The 22,004-nt window shown below is 66.6% G+C and carries 25 protein-coding genes; 9 read left to right on the forward strand and 16 right to left on the reverse strand.

From position 1 onward, the window contains the following. Positions 1 to 41: 41 nt before the first annotated feature. The 4 genes from RBH22_RS10580 to RBH22_RS10595 form a co-directional block, all read right to left on the reverse strand. Positions 42 to 251, reverse strand: a complete 210-nt coding sequence (locus RBH22_RS10580; protein ID WP_256289703.1) for a dodecin — start codon at positions 249 to 251, stop codon at positions 42 to 44. A 108-nt stretch (positions 252 to 359) separates the two neighbouring features. Then, complete coding sequence (locus RBH22_RS10585; protein ID WP_256545519.1) at positions 360 to 1,019, reverse strand: hypothetical protein; 660 nt, start codon at positions 1,017 to 1,019, stop codon at positions 360 to 362. Next, positions 1,016 to 1,726, reverse strand: coding sequence for a hypothetical protein (locus RBH22_RS10590; RefSeq protein WP_306677450.1), 711 nt, complete (start codon positions 1,724 to 1,726; stop codon positions 1,016 to 1,018). The genes RBH22_RS10585 and RBH22_RS10590 overlap by 4 nt, the downstream gene beginning before the upstream one ends. Before the next feature lie 81 nt (positions 1,727 to 1,807). Continuing rightward, complete coding sequence (locus RBH22_RS10595) at positions 1,808 to 2,149, reverse strand: hypothetical protein (protein WP_121569411.1); 342 nt, start codon at positions 2,147 to 2,149, stop codon at positions 1,808 to 1,810. Between the two features lie 99 nt (positions 2,150 to 2,248). On the opposite strand from RBH22_RS10595, the gene RBH22_RS10600 reads away from it, so the two are divergent. Beyond that, complete coding sequence (locus RBH22_RS10600) at positions 2,249 to 2,626, forward strand: hypothetical protein (RefSeq protein ID WP_256545521.1); 378 nt, start codon at positions 2,249 to 2,251, stop codon at positions 2,624 to 2,626. A 29-nt stretch (positions 2,627 to 2,655) separates the two neighbouring features. Here RBH22_RS10600 and RBH22_RS10605 read toward each other — a convergent pair whose 3' ends face one another. Together RBH22_RS10605 and RBH22_RS10610 are read right to left on the reverse strand one after the other, a co-directional pair. After that, positions 2,656 to 2,907 (reverse strand): DUF5816 domain-containing protein, encoded by a 252-nt coding sequence (locus tag RBH22_RS10605; RefSeq protein ID WP_256289708.1) that lies wholly within the window; start codon positions 2,905 to 2,907, stop codon positions 2,656 to 2,658. 110 nt (positions 2,908 to 3,017) lie between these two features. Further along, positions 3,018 to 3,383, reverse strand: coding sequence for an iron-sulfur cluster assembly accessory protein (locus RBH22_RS10610; protein ID WP_121569413.1), 366 nt, complete (start codon positions 3,381 to 3,383; stop codon positions 3,018 to 3,020). Between the two features lie 111 nt (positions 3,384 to 3,494). Between RBH22_RS10610 and RBH22_RS10615 the strand changes: the two genes are divergently transcribed. Next, positions 3,495 to 3,920, forward strand: a complete 426-nt coding sequence (locus RBH22_RS10615) for a universal stress protein (RefSeq protein ID WP_256289710.1) — start codon at positions 3,495 to 3,497, stop codon at positions 3,918 to 3,920. A 61-nt stretch (positions 3,921 to 3,981) separates the two neighbouring features. Here RBH22_RS10615 and RBH22_RS10620 read toward each other — a convergent pair whose 3' ends face one another. The 8 genes from RBH22_RS10620 to RBH22_RS10655 form a co-directional block, all read right to left on the reverse strand. After that, positions 3,982 to 4,788, reverse strand: coding sequence for a class I SAM-dependent methyltransferase (locus RBH22_RS10620; RefSeq protein WP_306677451.1), 807 nt, complete (start codon positions 4,786 to 4,788; stop codon positions 3,982 to 3,984). Positions 4,789 to 4,794: 6 nt separating this feature from the next. Beyond that, positions 4,795 to 6,147: a histidinol dehydrogenase gene (gene hisD / locus RBH22_RS10625; RefSeq protein WP_306677452.1), complete on the reverse strand. Its 1,353-nt coding sequence runs from the start codon at positions 6,145 to 6,147 to the stop codon at positions 4,795 to 4,797. Positions 6,148 to 6,238: 91 nt separating this feature from the next. Next, positions 6,239 to 6,787, reverse strand: a complete 549-nt coding sequence (locus RBH22_RS10630) for a hypothetical protein (protein WP_256545525.1) — start codon at positions 6,785 to 6,787, stop codon at positions 6,239 to 6,241. Positions 6,788 to 6,953: 166 nt separating this feature from the next. Next, positions 6,954 to 7,289, reverse strand: a complete 336-nt coding sequence (locus RBH22_RS10635) for a hypothetical protein (protein WP_256545526.1) — start codon at positions 7,287 to 7,289, stop codon at positions 6,954 to 6,956. A 250-nt stretch (positions 7,290 to 7,539) separates the two neighbouring features. Continuing rightward, positions 7,540 to 8,253, reverse strand: coding sequence for a cyclase family protein (locus tag RBH22_RS10640; protein WP_256545527.1), 714 nt, complete (start codon positions 8,251 to 8,253; stop codon positions 7,540 to 7,542). Between the two features lie 24 nt (positions 8,254 to 8,277). Next, positions 8,278 to 9,993, reverse strand: a complete 1,716-nt coding sequence (locus RBH22_RS10645; protein ID WP_306677453.1) for a glutamate--tRNA ligase — start codon at positions 9,991 to 9,993, stop codon at positions 8,278 to 8,280. Between the two features lie 95 nt (positions 9,994 to 10,088). Further along, positions 10,089 to 11,135 (reverse strand): polyprenyl synthetase family protein, encoded by a 1,047-nt coding sequence (locus tag RBH22_RS10650; protein ID WP_306677454.1) that lies wholly within the window; start codon positions 11,133 to 11,135, stop codon positions 10,089 to 10,091. A gap of 1 nt (position 11,136) precedes the next feature. Continuing rightward, a complete protein-coding gene (locus tag RBH22_RS10655; RefSeq protein ID WP_256289718.1) occupies positions 11,137 to 12,495 on the reverse strand; it encodes a ribonuclease J in 1,359 nt (452 codons plus the stop codon). A 466-nt stretch (positions 12,496 to 12,961) separates the two neighbouring features. Between RBH22_RS10655 and RBH22_RS10660 the strand changes: the two genes are divergently transcribed. The 7 genes from RBH22_RS10660 (at position 12,962) to RBH22_RS10690 (ending at position 20,238) form a co-directional block, all read left to right on the forward strand. Then, complete coding sequence (locus tag RBH22_RS10660; RefSeq protein ID WP_121569421.1) at positions 12,962 to 13,195, forward strand: LSM domain-containing protein; 234 nt, start codon at positions 12,962 to 12,964, stop codon at positions 13,193 to 13,195. Next, positions 13,192 to 13,368, forward strand: a complete 177-nt coding sequence (locus tag RBH22_RS10665) for a 50S ribosomal protein L37e (RefSeq protein WP_121569422.1) — start codon at positions 13,192 to 13,194, stop codon at positions 13,366 to 13,368. The genes RBH22_RS10660 and RBH22_RS10665 overlap by 4 nt, the downstream gene beginning before the upstream one ends. Positions 13,369 to 13,509: 141 nt before the next feature. Beyond that, positions 13,510 to 14,229, forward strand: coding sequence for a molybdenum cofactor synthesis domain-containing protein (locus tag RBH22_RS10670; RefSeq protein WP_306677455.1), 720 nt, complete (start codon positions 13,510 to 13,512; stop codon positions 14,227 to 14,229). Between the two features lie 104 nt (positions 14,230 to 14,333). Further along, entirely contained in the window at positions 14,334 to 16,085 is a 1,752-nt protein-coding gene (ilvD, locus tag RBH22_RS10675) for a dihydroxy-acid dehydratase (RefSeq protein WP_306677456.1), read from the forward strand. A gap of 162 nt (positions 16,086 to 16,247) precedes the next feature. Beyond that, entirely contained in the window at positions 16,248 to 17,669 is a 1,422-nt protein-coding gene (locus RBH22_RS10680; protein WP_256545532.1) for a PQQ-binding-like beta-propeller repeat protein, read from the forward strand. Beyond that, on the forward strand, positions 17,666 to 19,609 hold the full coding sequence (locus RBH22_RS10685) for a hypothetical protein (protein ID WP_306677457.1): 1,944 nt from the start codon (positions 17,666 to 17,668) through the stop codon (positions 19,607 to 19,609). The genes RBH22_RS10680 and RBH22_RS10685 overlap by 4 nt, the downstream gene beginning before the upstream one ends. Then, on the forward strand, positions 19,606 to 20,238 hold the full coding sequence (locus RBH22_RS10690) for a hypothetical protein (RefSeq protein WP_306677458.1): 633 nt from the start codon (positions 19,606 to 19,608) through the stop codon (positions 20,236 to 20,238). The genes RBH22_RS10685 and RBH22_RS10690 overlap by 4 nt, the downstream gene beginning before the upstream one ends. A 2-nt stretch (positions 20,239 to 20,240) precedes the next feature. Here the strand turns inward: RBH22_RS10690 and RBH22_RS10695 are convergent, their stop codons facing one another. Continuing rightward, the gene (locus RBH22_RS10695) at positions 20,241 to 20,723 is read right to left on the reverse strand and encodes a redoxin domain-containing protein (RefSeq protein ID WP_256289724.1); all 483 of its coding nucleotides are present in this window, start codon (positions 20,721 to 20,723) and stop codon (positions 20,241 to 20,243) included. Positions 20,724 to 20,886: 163 nt separating this feature from the next. Continuing rightward, positions 20,887 to 21,921: an aspartate-semialdehyde dehydrogenase gene (gene asd / locus RBH22_RS10700; protein WP_256289725.1), complete on the reverse strand. Its 1,035-nt coding sequence runs from the start codon at positions 21,919 to 21,921 to the stop codon at positions 20,887 to 20,889. Between the last annotated feature and the right edge of the window lie 83 nt (positions 21,922 to 22,004).

The following is a 22,004-nucleotide window of genomic DNA, read 5'->3' on the forward strand; positions in this document are numbered from 1 at the left end:
GCGGGGTCGTACCGCCGCGCAGGGTGCGACGAACTCGTACGCTACTCCGCGCCCTCGCGAAGTTGGAACGCGACGGTGACTTCCGCCTGGTACTCCCGTCCTTCTACCGAGGCGACCTCGACGCCGAGTTCGTCCACTTCGATCCAGTGTACGTTGTCGAGCGTCTCCTCTGCACGGTCGATCGCGTCGTCGACCGCTCCGTCGAAACTCTCTCCGCTCCGTCCGATTAGTGTTACTTTTTTGAAGACCATCGCCGTGCGGGAATACAACACGGAGCAGGATAAGTCTCGGGGCCGTACGGCGACCGCGTTGCACTTCGCTCCCGACTCAGTATTCGTCCGGCCGACGCTACCGACTCGCTACCCGGCCCGCCGCTCTTCGAGCCGAGCCGTCAGCGCGTCGATCACCTCCCCGAGCTGTCTGCTGCCGAAGATGGCGACGAGGATCGCCCCGACGGTGTCGAAGACGAGATCCAGCATCGAGTCTTCCAGCCCGTACTGCGTGAGGACGCCCTTTGTTCCGGTGTGCGATGCGGCGAGGCCGATCCCGAACTCGATCACCTCCCAGAAGACGCCGAAGGCCAGGACGAAGAGCAGGATGAAGACGAAGTGAAACCGCGGCGGAAACGAGACCGAATCGGAGTGGATATCGACCGCGCGGGTCGTCGCGTAGCCGACGGCGGCGACGAGACTGGCCGAGAGGGCGTGCGTGAGGTGGTCCCACCACCAGACGTTCGCGTAGGGTTTCCCGATCACGGGGATCGTGAGCGTGCCGACTGCGTGGAGAAACACCGCCGCAGAGATCCAAAGCGTCAGCCCGGCGTCCATCGGAATCCCGGCGTCGCGCTCGAGGATGCCAGGGAGAAACGTCACGACGAGCCCGATGAGGGCGTTGACGACGACGCCGCCACTTCGGAGCAGTAAGCCCGCGAGGAGCATCAGCAATAGAAACGCCTGCATCCCGCGGGCGGCCTGTCGCTGGCGGCGGTCGGTGATGTGGAGGACGTCGCGGATCCTCATCGGTCATCGGCCTCCTCTGTGGAGACTCCGACCTCGCCTGGGGGCCGCTTCCCCGCGTCCTCATCCGGCCGTGCACCCGGGTCGCTCTCGGGTATGCGCCGGACGAGACGGGCGTGACGCCGGAAGTAATACTCGAAGAGGACACCCGCGAAGATCCCAGCGAACGTCGCGGCCACGAAGTCCCACATCAGCGCCTCCTCGATGACGGCCTCGGGGCGGCCGTCGTAGAGGAATCGCGTCCCGAGCAGGACGTCGGAGAGCCAGCGGACGACCGCCCAGATGCCCGCGGCGGCCATCGTGGTCACGACGACGAACACGACCGCGAAGCGGTGGCTCATCTTCACCCCGGTGAACACGTCGAGTTCGACTGCGATCAGGAGCGCCACCGCAGCGACGGCGACGTACGTGACGATCCGGCCGGAGAACGTCATCCCGCCGACGGTCTCGCCGGCGACGAGCGCTCGCGAGACGATTGGGAGGGCCGCGAGAAGCACGACCTCCCAGGGGAGCATCGCGGTCGGGCTCCGGCGGGCGAGGGGGGGAACTAGCGCGACGGCGAGGACGGCAATCGTGAACCCGGCCCACTCGTGATCGCCGTCGACGAGCTGTGCGACCGCGGCGACGGCTAAAAACAGGAGGATCGAAGCGGCCAAAGCGGCGTTGAGCCGCCGACTCTCGACGACAGTCGACAGGCCGGAGTTCGACATACCGTCGGGTAGGCGGCTCTGGGTACAAAACGGTTCGTGCGGCCGCGGTCGAATCGCTGCGGCCGCAGATCGAATACGGCGCTAGCTCGCGTCCGGAAGGTGGACGTCGTAGTCGCCGTCGTCGTCGACGCCGATCACGGCCCACTCGTAGCTCGGATCGACGCTCGCGAGTCGATTCTGTACGTCCCCTGTGGCATCTTTCGGTGCGACAAAGCATCGGAATCGATAGTCGTTAGACGGCTCGCCGCCGTCCGCGAGCACGCGGCGTCCACGTAGATCTTCGCCGTCCGAAAGCGCCGTGACGCGAACGGTGCGCCACTTTCGCTCGGCGACGAAGTCCGGTCCGTCGCCCGAGACACTGTAGCCCAGCCGACTGAAGATCGCCCGGGCGTCCTCCGAGGGAGGCATGCTGACAGGGGGCATGTACCTGAGAGTACTGCACCCGACAGCATAAATCTTGTTACGATATGACACACGGATGGTCGCGGACGTTTATCTCCCATTGGGAATCAGTTCGCCCGGATGAACTGCCCATCCTGCGGCACGTCGCGTCGGTACCGGTCGGTGCTCTGCTTCGCTTGTGTGCAAGCGGGCGTGGACCCAACAGCGGTTGCAGGCGGCGACAGCGCGGTCCGCGACCGACTGGAACGCTACTTCGTCGTCTCCGCGCTCAGGTGCGCCGACTGCGGCGATCCGCACGAAGCTGTGACTGTCGGTGAAACGTCGTACACCGCCGCCGACTTCGGTATCGACTCTCCCGCCGAGTGGGTGCGGGAGATGGACAAAGAGGAGGCCTGGATCGCGAAACACGCCTCGGCGGTCGACCGCGCGCTCGACGCGCTCGAACGCGAGTGGCCGACCGCGGTCGCCGCCGTCCGCGACCGCCGTCGCCCTCGGTGAGGCCGGCCCTGCTCACGCAGACCGAGGAGTCACTCGTGTGCTGCGTCCCACTCGTCGGGCTTTCGGATGTTACCGCAGACGTTGCACTCGATGCGTCCCATCGTGTCCATCGCGTTGTCCGTCGACTCGCAGTTCGAACAGTAGTAGCCCCACCGTTGGTCGTGGTCGGGTGTCGTGTACACGACGAAGAACGGTCCCTTCGCACCCCGGAGCGTTTCCGTCCGGTCGACGTAGACGGTCTCTCCGTCGGGCGTCTCGACGGGATCGAGTTCGACAGCCATACCCGCGATTGACGGGGTGTCGGTATAGACCTCACGCTCGGTCGGGTCGCCGATAGATCGCGGAGCCGTCTCAGACCGGAAACGATGAGTCCCGAAAACAGCCGACGTCGCTACGTCCGGAACGACTCGCCGCAGCCGCACTCGCTGACGACGTTGGGGTTCTCGACGTGGAAGCCGGCGCCCTGGAGACCGCCTTCGTAGCGCAGCGTCGAGCCGCCGACGTAGTTCTGGCTCGCGGGGTCGACGAACACCCGCAGGCCGTGCTGTTCGACGATCGCGTCGTCCGCTTCGGGTTCGTGGTCGAAGCGCATCCCGTAGGAGAGCCCCGCGCACCCGCCCTGTTGGACGAACAGTCGGAGCCCCGCCACGTCGGTGTCGAGCCCTTCGGACTCGATGAGTTCGAGCGCTTCCGATGCGGCCTCCTGCGTGACGGTCACCGCCGGATCGCCACTGCTGTCGGCCGTTTCGGTACTCATATTGCTATATTATAGCAAGCGCAGCGTGTTAATGTTGACGCTGCCGGCGATGCGCTCTGGCCCAGTCCTCACGACGGGAGATATTTGTCCGGGGGTTTCGAACCGCCGCGTATGTACGAGACGATCCTCGTTCCGACCGACGGCAGCGACCAAGCGGACGCCGCACTCGACCACGCCGTCTCGCTCGCCCGGGAAAATGACGCGACGATTCATCTCCTCTACGTCGCCGATACGAACCGCGACAGCGTCACGACGGTCGGCGGCCGGGTCGTCGACGCGCTCGAAGCCGAGGGCGAACGGGTCACCTCGGAGACGAGAGAGCGACTCGACAGCGACGTCGAAATCGTCGACACCGTCGAGACGGGCGACCCAGTAGAGACGATTCTCGATTACGGCGAAATGGTCGGCGCCGACGTCATCGTGATGGGAACGCACGGCCGCTCGGGCCTCGATCGATACCTCCTCGGCAGCACGACCGAGCGAATCGTCAGACTGTCGTCTATTCCGGTGTTGACCGTCCGCGAGGAGTCAGAGTGAGCTGCTAGGAGACGTAACCCGGTGCCTCGACTCGTCGAGCACTGCTACGCGTCGAGAACGGCTACTCGTCGAGCACCGGAGGGCCGGCGGTCCCCACGTCTGCGGGACCGCCGGTATCGACGGGGCGAACGCCGGCCCCGACGACGATACCCGGCACGTCGCTCTCGCCGGCGACGAGGACGTTCTCGAACCCCGCCGTTCGGAGCGCCGCGGTGAGTCCATCGGCGGACGTCGTGTGGACCGCCCGCTTTTCGGTCGTGACCGCGGTCTTGCCCGTCCGGCGGTCGGAGATCCGATAGTCGATCGTGGCGACGCCGTCGGCCGCTACGTCGACCGCACGTTCGAGCAGGTAACGCGACCCGCTGTAGGTCTCGACACTGGAGTCGAGGACAGCGGTCGGGTCGGTCGGCGCGGCGACGACGAAGATTCCACCCGGGCGGAGCGCCCCGTAGGCCGCGACGCAGAGGTCGACCGACGGCACGTTGCTCGCCACGTCCTCGACGGCGCAGACCCCGTCGAATACCGGCCGGACGGGGGGCCGAGTCGGGTCGCCACGGACGACGGCCGCGCCGCGCGCCGCGGGGAACCGAAGGTACTCGCGCCTGGAGTCGACGCCGACGACGTCGTACTCCGTTCCCAGTTCGCGGAGGAGCGCCCCCACGCCGCACCCCAGTTCGAGCACGCGGTCGACGTCCGCAGAGAAACGCGAGGCGACGAGTCGCTTCCGGCGCTCGCCCCACCCGTCGGGAATCGACCGCGCGTGCACGGGAGCGAGCGTCGTCTCGGCACCGTGGTCGTCTCCCGGGTTCGAGAGCACGGCCTCACAGGCGTCCGCGAAGGTCGGGGGACGGCGACCGCGGTCCGACATCCCGGATCACTCCGCGTCCGTCGGTTCCGTGCCCGCGCCGTCGGTGTCCGCGCCCTCGAACCGCGTGCGGACGCTCTCGGCGTGCGCTTCGAGCCCTTCGGCCTCCGCGAGCGTCGTCACCGTCTCGGAGAGCGCCGCGAGGCCGTCGCGGTCGAGTCGCTGGACGGTCGTCGATCGGAGGAACGTGTCGACCGAGAGCCCGCCGTAGCGCTTTGCTCCGCCGGAGGTGGGGAGGACGTGGTTCGTCCCGGAGGCGTAATCGCCGGCCGCGACGGGCGTGTACGGGCCGAGGAAGACGCTGCCGGCGTTCGTGACCCGATCGAGCAGCGCCTCGTCGTCGTCGGCCTGGATCGAGAGGTGCTCGGCGGCGTACTCCTCGGCGAACAGGACGGCCTCAGACATCGACCGCGCGTGGAGGACGCCCGAGGCGTCGTTTTCGAGCGCCGCGCGGATCACGTCCGCGCGCTCGCGGTCGTCGACCTGCGCCTCGGCCGCGGCGACGACGTCCTCGGCGAGGCTCTCGTCGTCGGTGACGGCCACGACGGACGCGTTGGGGTCGTGTTCGGCCTGCGCGACGAGGTCGGACGCGACTAACTCGGGGTCGGCGGTGTCGTCGGCGAGGACGAGCACCTCCGAGGGGCCGGCGAGGAAGTCGATGTCGACGTCGCCTCTGACTTCGGCTTTCGCCGCGGTGACCCACTTGTTTCCGGGGCCGACGACCTTCTGGACGGCGGTGACGCTCTCGGTCCCGTACGCGAGCGCACCGATGGCCTGCGCGCCGCCGACGCTGTAGATTCGGTCCGCGCCGGCGACGTGTGCGGCCGCGAGCGTGACGGGATTGAGTTCCTCCGCCGGTGGCGTCGCGAGCGCGACGTGCTCGACCCCCGCGACCTTCGCGGGCACGACGCCCATCAGGACGCTCGATGGGTACGCCGCAGTGCCGCCGGGCGCGTAGACGCCGACCCGTTCGAGCGGCCGGAAGCGCCGGCCGAGTTCTCGGCGCCCGCTGCCGGAGTCGCCGCCGTCGGCGCCGGAACTGAACGATGCCCGCCAGTCGTCGGGGACCTGACGCTCGTGGAACACTCTGATGTTTTCCGCGGCGGTCTCGATCGCCTCGCGCACGTCGTCGTCGATCGCCTCGTAGGCGCGCTCGGCGTCGTCGGTGATATCCAGGTTCCCGACCTCGACGCCGTCGAACTCGCGGCAGAACTCGCGGACGGCGACGTCGCCCTCCTGGCGCACGCGACCGACGATCTCGCTGACGTCGGCCCGGACGTCGCTCACGCCGGCGTCGCGATCGAAGAACGCCGCTCGCTCGTCGGGCGAGAGGTCAGAAATAGCCCGAACTTCCAGCTTCATACGGCGCGATTCGACGCGGGCGGGTAAGGACGTTCCGGATATGCGACCGCAGACCACGGTCTCGTGGTCGATCGAACGGGCCTGCCGCTGATCAGGCGACCTGTCGTTCGTCGGTGAACGTGACGGTCTGGTCGGCGGTCTCGACGGTCGTCTGAACGGTGATCCACCCGTCGGCGTTCTGCACCGCCAGCGCATCCTGGAATCCAAGTTCGACGCGCCGCGTCGTCGTGTAGGACTGCCCGGGACCGAGCGTACCGACGCCGGCGTCGCCGCGCCAGACGACGTCGCCGTCGGTACCTTGACCGGCGAAGATGCGGGTGTAGACGACGACGTCTTCGGCCGTCGTGTCCTGCTGATTCGTCAGCGTCGACGTGACGTCACGGCAGGTCTGGCCACACTCCTCGATGTTCTCGATCGTGAAACCGAACGGTGGGGTCGGTGTGGCCGTCGGGGTGGCCGTCTCCCCATCCGAGCCACTGGCGACCTGCGTCGTCTCCTGTGCCGACGGTGCAGCCGTCTCCGTCGGGAACGGGTCGGCCGCACCGTCGTCGTTGCCGGGCAGAACGTCCGTGCCCGTGATGACGAGGCCGGCCCCGAGTGCGATGACAAGTGCGATGACGATGATCGGTTTTCCTCTCATAGCTCGTGTGTGCGTGTGGTAGTGAGTTGCCGTGCAGCCGGTTTCGACCCCGAAACGCGTAGGCGAATCCGAGACCTCACCGGCTGCCTTCGAATATCGGATCTGTCTTCGAGCACTCGGATATGGGTATCGATATCTGTGCTGACAGGTGAGTGCGCCGGTGGCGTCACGCGTCCGGCGTCGACTCTCCTGCGGTTCCGGCCGCGTCGGCCTCGTCGCCGTTACCGGCGGCCTCGCTCACCTCGGGGCCGAGCGAGTCGAGCGTCCCGTCGAGGAACTGCTGGACCAGTCCGTGGATATTCGAGACGAAGTCCGGAACGGGACCGGGGAGGTCGTCCGGCGGCCCGGCCTGTCCGGCCGCACCCGAACAGTCGGTTGCGTCGGTCGCCGCTGGCCCGCTGCCAGTGTCTGCCGGGGCTGTGCTGCCGGGCGTCGCGGCCGCCGCACCCGTCACCGCGAGGAGTGCGGCGAGCGCGACGGCGAGTAGCGTCGTTCGTTTCATCGTCGATCCTCATCCGGAGCCAATAGCTGCACTGACGTTAAACGGGCCGTCCGTCAATCGCGTTTCCATCCGTTTTGCGCGACGTTTTACTCGGATTTGGCGGGATTGGAGTCGGTCTCAACGCCGCGGCCAGCGAGAGCGCAGAGTGGTAAAAATGTGTCCCGAAAGCTCATAGGAATTATCGTAAGTCCGCATAGATTTCTCGCCGGACAGTACGGCGAGAATCTCCGAACAGTTACGATAATCCCTATCAGACTCGCGCGAGAACGCGCGCCGGTGCGCCGTCGGCGTCGATCTTCAACGGGCAGACGGTCAACTCGAAGACCCCTGTTTCAGGGAGCGCACCGAGGTTGCAGACGTTCTCGACGATGGGGAGTCCCGCGCCCAAGAGCGCGCGATGGGCGGGGAGGTCGTGACCGGAACCGGCGTGAGACGCGCTGTCGGAATCTGGCGCTCCGTCCGATGGATCGGGACTGAGCGCGTCGGTCACGACGGCGACGTCGGCCTCGGCGCATCGGCGCGCGGTTTCGGGCGCCAGATACGGGTGCGCGAGCATCCGGTCGGACCCCCACGCGTCGGCCCACCCGGTGCGGAAGACGAGCGCGGACACGTCGTCGAGACCGGCGTTCGTCCCGTCGCGTTCCAGCACGCCGGGAGCGATCGCCTCACCGGCCTCGACGTCCCGGCAGTCGACGACGCGGGCGTCGAACCGGAGGTCATCGGGGTCGAACGCGCCGAGCGTTGCCCCGTCCGGTACGGTGTGCGCGGGCGCGTCGACGTGTGTGCCGGTGTGCGATCCGAGTGCAACTCTGGAGACGCGGTAGCCGTCGGATTCGTGCGTCGCGTGCGGCCCGATTCGCACCTCGGGATCGCCGGGGTACGTCGGCATTCCCGACTCGACAGCGCGCGTGAGGTCGATCAGACTGCCGTCCGCCGCGGGTTCCGAGTCCGACTGGTCGTTCACGGGTGCGTCCTCACGAATGCGTCCTCAGGGGTGCGTCCAGTAGACGACCGACTCCTCGGCGCCGTGTTCGTCGACGCGGGCGAAGCCGATGCGTTCGAACTGGACCACGTCGTCGACCGCAGTGTCGGCGAAGTCGGGTTCGGCGACGCCCGTCACGTCGCCGTCGGGTGAACGCATCCGGACGTCGACGACGTCCTCTGCGGGAGCCCAGTGGACGACGTCGACGTCACCAGAACGAACCACGTCGATACCATCGTCGGTTGCGACGAGGTCGTCGCCCTCGCGGCGGACGCAGGCGTAGCCCTTCAGCCAGACGCGCTCGCCCTCCGCGGGCACGTCGCCGGCTTCGAGCACGACGCCGTCGGTCGCGGGGATGGTCCGCTCGCCGCGCTCCTCGTGATCGGGATGCAGCGGCGGATGGCCCGCGTCCGGACCGCCCGCGACCTCGAAGCGCTCGCCGTCGCGGACGAGGAAGTAGCGCTCGGCCTCGTCGTCGACGAGCTCGCGGTTCTCGGCGTAGATCGAACTCATCGAGAGGTCGACGTTCGAGGTCGACGTGCCGAGCGCGGTCAGCGCCTCGACGACGGCCTCGCCGCGGATGCCGCGCCGGCGGAGACTCTTCAGCGTCGGCGCGCGCGGGTCGTCCCAGCCGTCGAGTTCGCCGGCCTCGATCTTCTCCTTCAGCGTCGAGGTCGAGAGTTTCACGTCGTAGGCGTCGACCTGGACGTGACCCCAGTGAATCACTTCGGGGTACTCCCAGTCGAAGTAGTCGTAGACGAACTGCTGGCGCTTCGCGGAGTCCTGGAGGTCGATGCCGCGGATGATGTGTGTGACGCCCGTGAGATGGTCGTCGACGCCGGACTGGAAGTCGAGCATCGGCCAGCACCGATACGCTGCGGCTTCATCGCGCGGGTGCGGCGTATCGATCATCCGGAAGGCGACCCAGTCGCGGAGCGCGGGGTTCTTGTGCTCGATGTCGGTCCGCACGCGGAGGACCATCTCGCCGGCGCTGTACTCGCCGTCGATCATCGCCTCGAACTCCTCCATCGTGGTCTCGACGTCCTTGTCGCGGTGCGGACAGGCCTCGCCGCTGTTCTTCAGGTCGGAGAAGGTCTCGCCCGAGCACGAGCAGGTGTACGCGCCGCCGGCGTCGATGAGGTTCCGGGCGTGCTCGTAGTAGGTCTCCAGTCGGTCCGACGCGATGATGACGTCGTCGGGCTCGAACCCGAGGTAGTCGATGTCGTCGAGGATGGCGTCGTAGGCGTCGAGATCCGGGCGCTTGGTCTCGGGATCGGTGTCGTCGAAACGGACGATGAACGACCCGTCGTAGCGCTCCTTGTAGGAGCCGATGACGGCGGGCATCCGGGCGTGACCAATGTGCCAGGGGCCGTTCGGGTTCGGCGCGGCGCGCATCCGCACCTCGTCGTACGCCTCGGCGTTCGGGAGGTCCGGGAGGTCGTGTTCGTCGCCCTCGTCTTCGGCTTCGATCTCCTCGAGTTCCTCGGGTGCGAGCGTCTCCAGACGTTCGCGCTTCTCCTCGGTCGACAGGTCGTTTACGCGGGCGACGACGCCGCCGACGACGCCGGGGATCTCGTCGCCGTGCGGGCGGAAGTCGGGATTCTCGCCCATCAACGGCCCCATCACCGCGCCGACGTCGGCGTCGCTCTCGTACTTGACTGCGTTGAGCAGCGCGTGCTTCTCGGCTTCGCGCTCGACCTGCTCGCGTAGATCGTCGTCCATTACGCGGCAGTGCGTCCTCCCCGGTAAAAACAGACCCGGATTGGGTGGGTGGACGGCGCAGCTGTCCACGCGAGCCGACCGCTGATCGGCGGACGCTAGTATCCGCGCGAGATCAGGTAGTCGGCGATGTCACACAGCAGCGCGCGCGCCTCGTTGTCCGGGAGGACGTCGAGGTGGTCCTTCGCGTTCGCCGTGAGCTCTTGGGCCTTCTGCTCCGCGTACTCGATCGACCCGGCGGCGTCGAGTTCGGCGACCGCCTGATCGATCTCGGCTTCAGAGACGGACTCGACGTCGTTGGCATCGACGAGGTCGTCGACGTCGACGCCCTGCTGCCGTGCGTGCAGCGTGATGAGCGTCTCCTTGTTCTCGACGAGGTCCGAACCGCGCTGTTTGCCGAGTTTCTCCGAGGGAACTGTCAGATCGAGGACGTCGTCTTGGATCTGGAATGCGCGTCCGGAGTCGATCCCGTACTGATAGAGCGCCTCGACGGTCTCGTCGTCGGCGTCCATCAGGGTCGCCGCCGTCGCCGTCGCCGCGCCGTACAGCACGGCGGTCTTGAGTTCGATCATCTCGAGATACTCCTCGGGGAGGACCTCGGTGCGGTGCTCGAACTCGACGTCCAGCGCCTGTCCCTCACAGATCTGCGTGCAGGTCGTCGCGAGCCGTCGGACGGCTTCGAGCCCGTTCGCGGGGTCTGCGCCGGTTTCAGACAGCAGCTCGAAGGCCTTCGCATAGAGCGTGTCGCCCGCGAGGATCGCCGTCTCGGTGTCGTACTCTTTGTGGACCGCGGGGACGCCGCGACGGAGGTCGTCGTCGTCCATAATGTCGTCGTGGATCAGCGTGAACGACTGGATGACCTCGATGCTCGTCGCAGCCGACATCACGTCGATCTCCGAGCCGTCGAGCGCCGGGAACGCGTGGTAGTCGACCGAGAGCGGTTCGACGTCCGCGAGCGCTTCCGCGGTCAGGAGCGACACCGTCGGGCGAAGCCGCTTGCCGCCGGCCTTCAGCAGGTAGCGGGTCGCCTCGTAGAGCCGCTCGGGGGACTTCATCGGGACGTCCTCGTCGAGCGCCTCGTTGACGAGTTCGCGTCGCTTCGTGACCGCTTCGAGTACCCGTTCCTCCGCCGCTTCCGAACTCATCTCACTCCACCAGCTGGATCATATTCCCGTTCCGCGTGACGTGCAGATCCCGGCCCATCGCGTAGCCCTGCGACTCCGCGAGGTCGACGTACGGCGCGAAGCCTTCGAGGTCCTGGTGGGCGGGGATGACGTGCTGCGGCTGGAGCGCATCGAGCATCTGGTAGTGGCCCTCCTCGCGCAGGTGGCCCGAGACGTGGATCTCGTCGTAGATGCGCGCGCCCTGCATCCGCAGGAGGCGCTCGGACTGGTAGCGCTGGCCCTCGTTCGTCGGCTCGGGGATGACCCGCGCCGAGAAGATGACCTTGTCGCCGTCCTCGATTTCGTAGGGAGTCTCGCCGCGGCCCATCCGGGTGAGCATCGCGCGCGGTTCGCCCTGGTGGCCCGTCACGATGGGGAGATACTTCTCCTTGCCTTCCTTCATAATCCGCTTGAACGTCCGGTCGACGGACTTCCGGTGGCCGTACATCCCGACGTCGTCGGGGAAGTCGACGAAGCCGAGGCGTTCTGCGGTGCCGGAGTACTTCTCCATCGAGCGGCCGAGCAGGACGGGCTGGCGACCGATGTCCTTCGCGAACTCGACGATCGAGGAGACACGCGAGACGTGCGAGGAGAACGTCGTGGCGACGATCCCGCCGTCGTAGTCTTCGATCGATCGGATCGTGTCTTCGAGGTGCGAACGGGCGTGCGACTCCGAGGGCGTCCGGCCCTTGCGGCCCGCGTTCGTACAGTCTTCGATGTAACAGAGGACGCCGTTGCCCTCGCGGCCGATCTCACGGAAGCGCTGCATATCGATCGGATCTTCCAGCACCGGCGAGTGGTCCATCCGCTTGTCGAGGCCGTAGACGATCGCGCCCTCGGGCGTGTGCACGACCGGGTTGATCGCGTCGATGATCGAGTGCGTGACGTGGACGAACTCGAGTTCGACGTTGCCGGAGTCGCCGATCGACATCGTCTCGCCGGCCTGCATCTTGACGAGGTCGTTGTCGAAACTCTCGCTGAACTTGGTCTCGCCTTCGACCTGCTGTTTCACCAGTTCGATGGTGAACGGCGAGGCCACGACCGGCGCGTTGTACCGGTGGGCGAGCTTCGAGATTGCGCCGATGTGGTCGAGGTGACCGTGCGTGGGCACGATGGCCTGCACGTCGCCCTCGAGGTCGGACATCACCCGGTCGTCCGGGATGGCGCCCATATCGATCAGATCGAGGCTGTGCATCTTTTCGGTCTCCACGTTGTCGTGGATGAGGACCTGACTGAGGTTCAGGCCCATGTCGAAGATGACGACGTCGTCGCCCGCGCGAACGGCCGTCATCTGTCGACCGACCTCTTCGTATCCGCCAATTGTCGCGATTTCGATTTCCATAGTTGAATCCGAGCATCGAAAGCCACTGACGTGGCGAGGGTGCTCACTCAAACGTCCCGTCGTGTTCGACGGCCGCCCACAACTCGTGGGCGACGCGTCTCGGGACCGATCGGCCCCGGCGTCTTACAGCGCGTCGGTCGTCGGTCCCGCGTGCCCCGGAACGGCCGAAGCACTTACCCGCGGGAGTCTTGGTACGAAGATGGTTCTCGGCCGGGTACTAAAAACTATCCGGGTTGGATACGCGCGGCGAATCTCTGCGGCGAGTGCGGCAACGCACGCCGAACAGACGCAGCAGCGGCGGTCCTCCCCTGTACGACAGCCCTCAGGGACGCACAGCGTCGGGGGATGCACACGCAGAGGTTCGGAAACGCCACGTATGTCGCTCAGTGAGAACGTTCGCCGCCGTACGCCGACGATTCGGCGGTGGTCCGGCACATTTAATACCGAAACGGGAGGCGCTTGGGGTATGAGCGGACGACCCCTCGACGTTCTCGAAGCCGCACTCGAAGACGTCGTCACGGTCACTCTGAAGGACGGCACCGCGTACTACGGAACTCTCGCCGGGTACGACCAACATATGAACGCCGTTCTCGAACCGGCGACGGACGCGGACGCGACCGTCCTCGGGGAACTGGACGTCACGGCGGTCGAAGACACAACGATTATACGCGGCGACAACGTCGTCACGATACAAACATGACGGGTGCTGGAACCCCTAGCCAAGGAAAGAAGAACAAGACGACGCACGTCAAGTGCCGCCGCTGCGGCGAGAAGTCCTACCACGTCAAAAAGAAGGTCTGCTCGTCCTGTGGCTTCGGCAAATCGGCGAAACGTCGCGACTACGAGTGGACGTCGAAGGCCGGCGACAACTGAACTGGCGGTCTGACACTACGTCTCTTCTCGCTTCGTTCTCCCGAGTCGCCGTCGGACGACCGACAGGGGGCTCTCGAACTCGACACCCGCGAGCGCCCGGTATCGGGTGACATTTTGTCACCGGGCGCCAAACCGCGTGGTGTGACCCACGACGAGCAGTCCCACTCTGGAGCGGACACGCACGATACCGACCACCAGCACGAGGATCGCGGCCACGAGCACGGCGACGACGACCACGGACATCACCACCACGGCGACGACGACCACCATCACGACCACCACCACGCCCACGACGTCGCGTCGCTGTCTGCGGCCGTCGTCACGGTCTCCACGTCGCGAACGATCGACGACGACGCGGCGGGCGACGCGATCGCTGCTGCATTCGACGATAGCGGCCACGACGTCACCGTCCGAGACGTCGTCGCCGACGATTTCGACGGTGTGCAGTCGACCGTCGATCGCCTCGTCGACCGCGACGACGTCGACGTACTGGTGACGACGGGCGGCACGGGCGTCACGCCCGACGACGTGACCGTCGAAGCCGTCGGCGACCTATTCCAGAAGGACCTCCCGGGCTTCGGCGAATTGTTCCGCCGGCGCTCGGAGTCCGAGATCGGCACGCGCGTCGTCGGGACCCGTGCGAGGGCGGGAATCGTCCAGGGCGTGCCGGTGTTTTGTCTGCCCGGCAGCGAGAACGCGGCCCGCCTCGGCAGCGAGGAGATCATCGTCCCCGAGGCACCCCACCTCGCGGGGTTGGCGACGCGCGAGGAAGAGGAGGAGGAAGCAGAGCAGGAAGAAGCGGAGGGGGAAGACGAAACCGAAGCAGCGGACGAAGACGAGGACGCACAAGACGCCTCGTGAGGCTCCGAGAACGGTACCGGCAAGGGGGCGGCCGCAACGACGCGTAACCGGCGAGCGAGAGGGTATGCGTGGCCTTTTAATGCCACTGCGACAACGACTCGTGTATGAGCAAGCAGGAACCCCCCGAACGCGAGGAGGACGGCGAACCGTTCTCCAGTGGGAAGGACCCCGACCTCCCCAGCACGGACGTCACCGAGGGGCCGGACAAGGCCCCACACCGGGCGATGTTCCGCGCGATGGGCTTCGACGACGAGGACCTCGGCTCCCCGATGGTCGGCGTCGCGAACCCGGCCGCAGACATCACCCCGTGTAACGTTCACCTCGACGACGTCGCCGACGCGGCGATCAAGGGCATCGAGGACGCCGGCGGGATGCCGATCGAGTTCGGCACGATCACCATCTCGGACGCCATCTCGATGGGTACGGAGGGAATGAAGGCGTCGCTGATCTCCCGAGAGGTCATCGCCGACTCCGTCGAGCTCGTCGCTTTCGGCGAGCGGATGGACGCACTCGTCACGGTCGCGGGCTGTGACAAGAACCTCCCCGGAATGATGATGGCCTCGATCCGGACGGACCTGCCCTCGGTCTTCCTCTACGGCGGTTCGATTATGCCCGGCCAGCACGAGGGCCGCGACGTGACCGTCCAGAACGTCTTCGAGGGCGTCGGCACCTACGCGCAGGGCGATATGAGCGCCGAGGAACTCGACGACCTCGAACGGCACGCCTGCCCCGGCGCGGGCTCCTGCGGCGGGATGTTCACCGCGAACACGATGGCGTCGATCTCCGAGGCGCTCGGAATGGCTCCGCTCGGCACGGCCGACGCGCCGGCCGAATCCGACGAGCGCTACGACGTCGCGCGACGCTCCGGCGAAGCGGTCCTGCAGGCCGTCGAGGAAGGCCTTCGTCCCTCCGACATCCTCTCGAAGAAGTCCTTCGAGAACGCCATCGCCCTGCAGGTCGCGATCGGCGGTTCGACCAACGCCGTGCTGCACCTGCTCGCACTCGCCGCGGAGGCTGGCATCGACCTCACGATCGAGGAGTTCGACGAGATCTCGAAGCGGACGCCGAAGATCGCGAACCTCCAGCCCGGCGGCACGAAGACGATGAACGATCTCCACGAGGAGGGCGGCGTCCCGGTCGTGATCCGTCGTCTCCTCGACGCCGGCCTGTTCCACGGCGACGCGATGACCGTCACCGGGCGGACGATCGCCGAGGAACTCGAGGAGATGGACCTCCCCGACGAAGAGGAGATCTCAGACGAGTTCATTTACACCGTCGACGACCCCTACCAAGAGGAAGGGGCGATCAAGATCCTCACCGGGAACCTCGCGCCCGACGGCGCGGTTCTGAAGGTCACCGGCGACGACAAGTTCCACCACTCCGGCCCCGCCCGCCTCTTCGAGAGCGAGGAGGAGGCGATGCGCTACGTCCAGGAGGGCCACATCGAGTCCGGCGACGTCATCGTCATCCGTAACGAGGGTCCGCAGGGCGGCCCCGGAATGCGCGAGATGCTCGGCGTCACTGCCGCCGTCGTCGGTCAGGGCCACGAGGACGACGTCGCACTCCTGACCGACGGTCGCTTCTCCGGCGCGACCCGCGGCCCGATGGTCGGCCACGTCGCACCGGAGGCCGCTGTCGGCGGCCCGATCGCGCTCTTAGAGGACGGCGACGAGGTCACCGTCGACATTCCCGAGCGCGAACTCTCCGTCGACCTCTCGGAAGACGAACTGGACGAGCGCCGCAAGGAGTGGGAGCCCAAGGATCCGCAGTACACGACCGGCGTGCTCGCGAAGTACGGCAACGACTTCGGCTCGGCCGCGAACGGCGCGGTGACGAACCCCGGCGCGAAGCGGTAATAACTCCAACGTAGTTCGGTCTCTTTTATTTTACACTTCAGGGTTTCCCTCTTCGCACACCCGTGTCGCTGTGTCCGGGAACTGCTACAGCCGCGCAACTAGTGACTAAGCGCAAACATACTTGTACGGGGACACATCAGATAAACGTGACAGTGGGGACCAATGATTCATAATCTGTCGCGACGGGATGCGATCCGACTCGCGGCGGTCGTTGGGGGGACGTTCGCGTTCGCTGGAACGGGCGAGAACGTCAGCGGACAGACCGCCGATTCGAGCACTGTACCGATGTTTAGATACGACGCCCACAACAGCGGCGTCGCACCCGCGAGCGGACCGAAAGAGGACGTCGACGACATCTGGACGTTCGAAACCGGTGGCAAACTGACCGCCCAGCCGATCGTGGCGAACGGGCGGGTGTTCCAGGCGAGTCACGACAGCGAACTCTACGCGATCTCGACGAGCGACGGGAGTGAGGTGTGGTCCGCCGGGACGAACGGGTCGCTGCCAGCGTCGCCCGCAGTCGGGGACGGCGTGGTGTACCAGCCGACGCCTCGGGGACGTGTGCTCGCATACAGCGCGGCGACGGGTAACGGTCTCTGGGCGTCTTCGGTTCCGACACGGCACGTCAAGAGCCCGACGCTCGTCGGCGGGGATCTGTTCGTCGCCGGCGGTGAACACGACTTCCGGCAGGCGTACCGGCTCAATCCGAACGACGGAGCGGTCGAATGGGAATCCGACCTCACGTATCTCGGGCCCATCGGTACACCAGTCGTCGATGGCGAGACGGTGTACGTAACCCACCGCGAAGACGACTACTACGACGAGGCAGTCGCGACCGCGCTCGCGGCTTCGGACGGATCACAGGAGTGGCAGCAGACGTTAGCGAACGGAGGCAGCAAGACGTGGGGGATCACGTATGCCGACGGGACGCTGTACGCCGGCACTAACGAGGGCATCGTCTACGCGATCGACGCAGCGTCGGGGAGCATCGACTGGGAATTCGAAAACATCGCGTCGGTGTCGACCATTCCTGTGCTCGCTGACGGAACGCTCTACGTGGCATCGACCGGCGACAACACCCTCCACGCGCTCGATCCGGCGATCGGGACGCGACAGTGGCAGGTCTCGATCAACGGGACGCCCACCTCACCGGTGTACGCCGACGGGGTGCTGTATCTGGGTGCGCAGGACAACTACGTCTACGCGTTCGACGCCAGCGACGGAACCGAACTCTGGAGCTTCCAGACCGGCGGCTCCGTGGTCGCACCCCCGGTCGTCGTCGACGGCCGCGTGTACGCGGCGAGCACCGACGGCATCCTCTACGCACTCGGTGAGGGATCGGGCATCGCCGCGCCCGACGTCACCGGTAGCGGGAGCCCTGCGGGAGACCTCGACGGGGACGGTCGTTACGAGGATGTCAACGGCGACGGGGCGTTCACCGCGACCGACGTGCAGGCGCTCTTCGCGAACCTCGACAGCGACGCCGTCCAAGAGAACCCCGAGCTGTTCGACTTCAACGGCGACGGACAAGTGGACATCACCGACGTGCAAGCGCTGTTCAAGATCCTCAAAGGGGAACGATGAGCAGGGACGCCGTTCGAGGCACCCGACTCGCCGTCCTGCTCGTGACGCTCGTCGTCACCGGCGGGCTCGTCGCGGGCGCAGGCAGCGCCGTCGCAGTGGACGCCCCGCAGAGCGAGGCCGACGACGCGTCACTAACGGCCGACAGCGACGTCCGGGCCGCAACCGCCGGGTCGACGTCGGTTCGACTGTCGCCGACGACAGCAGCGATCAACGAGAGCCGGACGCAGACGTTCGATCTCGTAGTCTCCGACGCCGACGGTGGCGTCGGAGCCGTGACGGCGACTATCTCCGTCGGTGACGCGGACGTCGCCTCGATCGACGAGATGGAACTGCGAGGCGATCCGGGCGCCGAGACGATCGACGTCGAGTCAGACGGCTCCGAGGTGTTCGTTCGCGCGGCGCTGATGGATACAGAGGATACCGGAACGGTGACCATCGGGACCGTCACAGTCGAGGGTACCAGCGAGGGGTCGAGTGACGTCGACCTGTCGGTCGAATCGCTCGGCGACGAGTCTGGCGACCCCTACGACGTCGGCACGACGCCGGGGGGTTCGCTCACCGTCTCGGGGACCGCCGATGCCGTCGACCTTGAGATCACCGCCGACGCGTCGGCCGTCGAAGCCGGCGACGAGGTCGACTTCGAGGTGAAACGCGCCGACAGCGACGCGCTGGTGTCGGCGACAGTCCACCTCGGCGGCGAGGTCTACGAGACTGGTCTCGACGGCGTCGCGACGGTAGAGATCACCGAGTCGATGGCGAGCGATGCCGAGACCGTGACGGCCGTCGCCTCGAAGGAGTCGACTGCGAAGGAGACCTTCCAGAACGACTCGGTGACGCTGAACGTCGGGCCCGAGGAGACCGAAACGTCCGGCAGTACGGACACGTCCGACGGGACAGACATGCCCGACGGGACAGACACGCCGGCACCCGGCGACGGCCCTCGCGTGACGCTCGAATCCGCGAGCCCGTCGGTCGGCGTCGGTGAGCTATCGAAACTCCGCGTCGTCGCGACCGGCGTCGACGGCGGTGTCGGGGCCATCGAGGCCCGGATCTCGGTCGGCTCCGGAGACGCGGCGCAGATCGCCGGCGTCGAACTCGCCGGCGACGCGGGGGTCGCACAGACCGAAGTGAGGAACGACGGGACCGTCGCCGTCGTCCGCGGCGCGATGATGGACACGAACGACGCCGGGACGGCGCACGTCGCGACCGTGACGCTCGAAGGCGTCGCCGCCGGCACGACGCCGGTAACCGTCGAGACCGACGACCTCGGCGACGAGCAGGGGAACACCTACGAGGTCGCCCCCGCGCAGTCGACGACGCTCACCGTCGGATCAGGCGGGGACGGCAGCGGAAGCGGGTCCGGGAGCTCGATGGTCGTCCTCTCGGTTTCGGACCTCCCGAAGGGGTTCGAGAAGGCGAGCGTGACCGTTCGGACGGGCGCCGAGGCGTCCGTGATTGAATCGCAGGCCGGACTCGTCTCCGAGAGCCAACTGCGTGTCGTCTCCGACGGGCCGCAGTCGACGACGGTGCAGGCGGTCGACCTTGCCGGCAACGTCGACGCGATCGACGGAGAGCAGACGCTTGCGCGGCTGACATACGACCGGGCGCTCGACACCGAGGACGTCGAGATCTCGGTCGAAAATCTCCGGAACGATCGGGGAGCCGCAGTCTCGGGCGACCACATCTCGGTCTCGGTTCGCGCCGGGTCGCTCTTCACGGACCCGCTTCCGGGCGCAGACGCCCAGAAAGCCCCCACCGACCCTGACAACGACGGCCGCTTCGAGGACATTGACGGTGACGGTGCCGTCACGTTCGGAGACGCGGTCGCGCTCTCGTTCGTCCAGGCCACGGAGTTGCGTAGCGAGCAGGTCACCGCCCTCGACTTCGACGAGGACGGCGATCTCGATACGGACGATGCAGTCACACTCGCCTTCGAATGATGTTTGATGACTCTCGAACAGCGAACGCCCGCCGCAGTACCGCTCCCGATCGGTCCGACGCGGACGACTCCGACGACAGGGACGGCGCAACGAGAGCGACGGCCGCCTCGACGTCCGGTGCAGACGAGCCGACGATCGACAGCGCTGAGGCGTCGTCTTCGGATCTGCTCGCTGGACGGACACGACGGCGGTTCCTCGGTACCGCAGCAGCGGGGCTCACTGCTGGCCTGGCGGGCTGTGGGAGCGCGCTTTCGAGCGGCTCCGGCTCGGACGGCTCAGCCGTCGACGTCGTCCTCGCCGGGGCGCCGAGCGGACTGCAGAAGTATCAGTGTCTGGTCGAACAGGACGGCGACGCGCCGATCACCGAGGTCGAACCCGTCCTCGTGGGCGGAGAGGAGTTTCAGGTGGTCAACGGCGGCGTCAAGAGCGCGTCCGTCGCCGTCCGAGCGGCGGATCTCTCGGAGTCTGTCGGGTCTTTCGAGGAAACGCGGACGCTATTTACGCTGACGTTCGGTGCGGACGTGGACCCGGACGCACTCTCTCTGAACGTCTCCACCGCGACGAACGACGACGGGGAGTCGATCCCGACGGATCGACTGCAGATTACCGTCGGCGGCGGTTCGGGGTGAACTCAGAGGTCCTGCACTTCCGAGAGCAGTTCCTCGTAGTCGGGTTCGTTCGTCGGGTCCTCGGCGACCCAGTCGTAAGCGATCGTGCCGTCGTCGTCGATGATGAACACCGAGCGGTTCGCGACGCCGAAGAGGCCGAGGTCGTCGATGTCGATCTCGACACCGTACTTGTCGATGGCGCTCCGTGCCATATCGCTGAGTAGCGGGAACTCGATGCCGTGTTCCTCGCGGAAGGCGTTCTGGGAGAACGCCGAGTCGGCGCTCACGCCGTACACGCTCGCGCCGGCGGCCTCGAACTCCTCGCTGTGTTCCTGCAGCGCGACCATCTCGTTCGTACACGGTGGCGTGAACGCGCCCGGGAAGAACGCGAGAACCACGGGGCCGTGACCGATCACGTCGTCCAGATAGAACGCCGACACGTCGCCGTCAGCCTGGGTTACGGAGAACGTCGGTGCGTCGTCGCCGATGGTGGGGGTCTGTGACATCGTCACTCACCATATCGGACGCGAGCGACCAAAATGTAGTGTCCAACTGGTAATACTGTCGGACAGAACGATGTGAAAAGTATCAGCACCCCGTGGGTGCCAGAATGATTCACGAACTTCTGTCCGACAGTATAAGAGACGATTCTGGCAGTCTCCGGGCCGCTTAGACCCAGCCTTCTTCGACGAGGAGTTCGCCGTTGAGCAGCGAGGCACCCGCTGCGCCGCGGATCGTGTTGTGCGCGAGGCAGTTGTACTTCACGCCGTTCTCGGTCGTCTGGATCCCACCGGCGGAGATCTGCATCCCGTCGCCGCGCTCGCGGTCGAGGCGGGGCTGGGGCCGATCGAAGTCCTCGAAGACGTGAATGAGCGGGTCGGGCGAAGAGGGGAGATCCACGCTCGGGAACTCCCGCATCGCTTCGGCGACGTCCTCGGTCGAGACGTCCTCGGCCGTTTCGGCGAAGACGTTTTCGAGGTGGCCGTCGAGCGTCGGAATGCGGTTACAGGAGGCGGCGACCTCCATCCCGTGGAGGTCGATCTCCGCGCCGTCGAACTCGCCGAGGAGCTTTCGTGACTCGGTTTCCATCTTCTCGTCCTCGCCGTTGATGTGCGGGATGGCGTTGTCGATGATCTCCATCGACGTGACGCCGGAGTAGCCCGCGCCGGAGACCGCCTGCAGCGTCGAGACCTGTACCGCTTCGAGACCGAACTGATCGAGCGCCGCGAGCGTCGGGACCATCGTGATCGTCGAGCAGTTCGGGTTCTTCACGAGCGCGCCGTCCCAGCCGCGTTCGTCGCGCTGCACCTCGATGAGGTCGAGGTGCTCGGCGTTGATCTCGGGGATCGTGAGCGGGACGTCCGGGGCCATCCGGTCGTTCGAGGAGTTCGAAGAGACCACGTAGCCCGCGTCGAGGAACTCGGGTTCGACTTCGGCCGCGACGCCGGACGGGAGCGACGAGAAAAGCAGGTCGACGTCGTCCGGAACGTCTCCCGGCGTCGTCGCGCCGACGGTCATCTCTGCGACGTCGTCCGGAATCGGCGTGTTCACGCGCCACTTCGCCGCCTCGCGGTAGGTCTTGCCCGCGCTGTCTTCGGAGGCGGTGAGCGCCGCGAGTTCGAACGTCGGGTGGTCGTCGAGGAGTTGGATGAACCGCTGTCCTACTGCGCCCGTTGCGCCGAGGATACCGACACGTACTGTCATTACCGTGGGCGTGGGAGACACACACATAAGGCGGTTTGGATTTCCCGCGTATTTCACGAACGTTCAGATACGTCGCTAACATC

Origin of the sequence: Halobellus sp. H-GB7 (assembly GCF_030848585.1) — an archaeon.
Lineage (GTDB): Archaea > Halobacteriota > Halobacteria > Halobacteriales > Haloferacaceae > Haloquadratum > Haloquadratum inordinatus.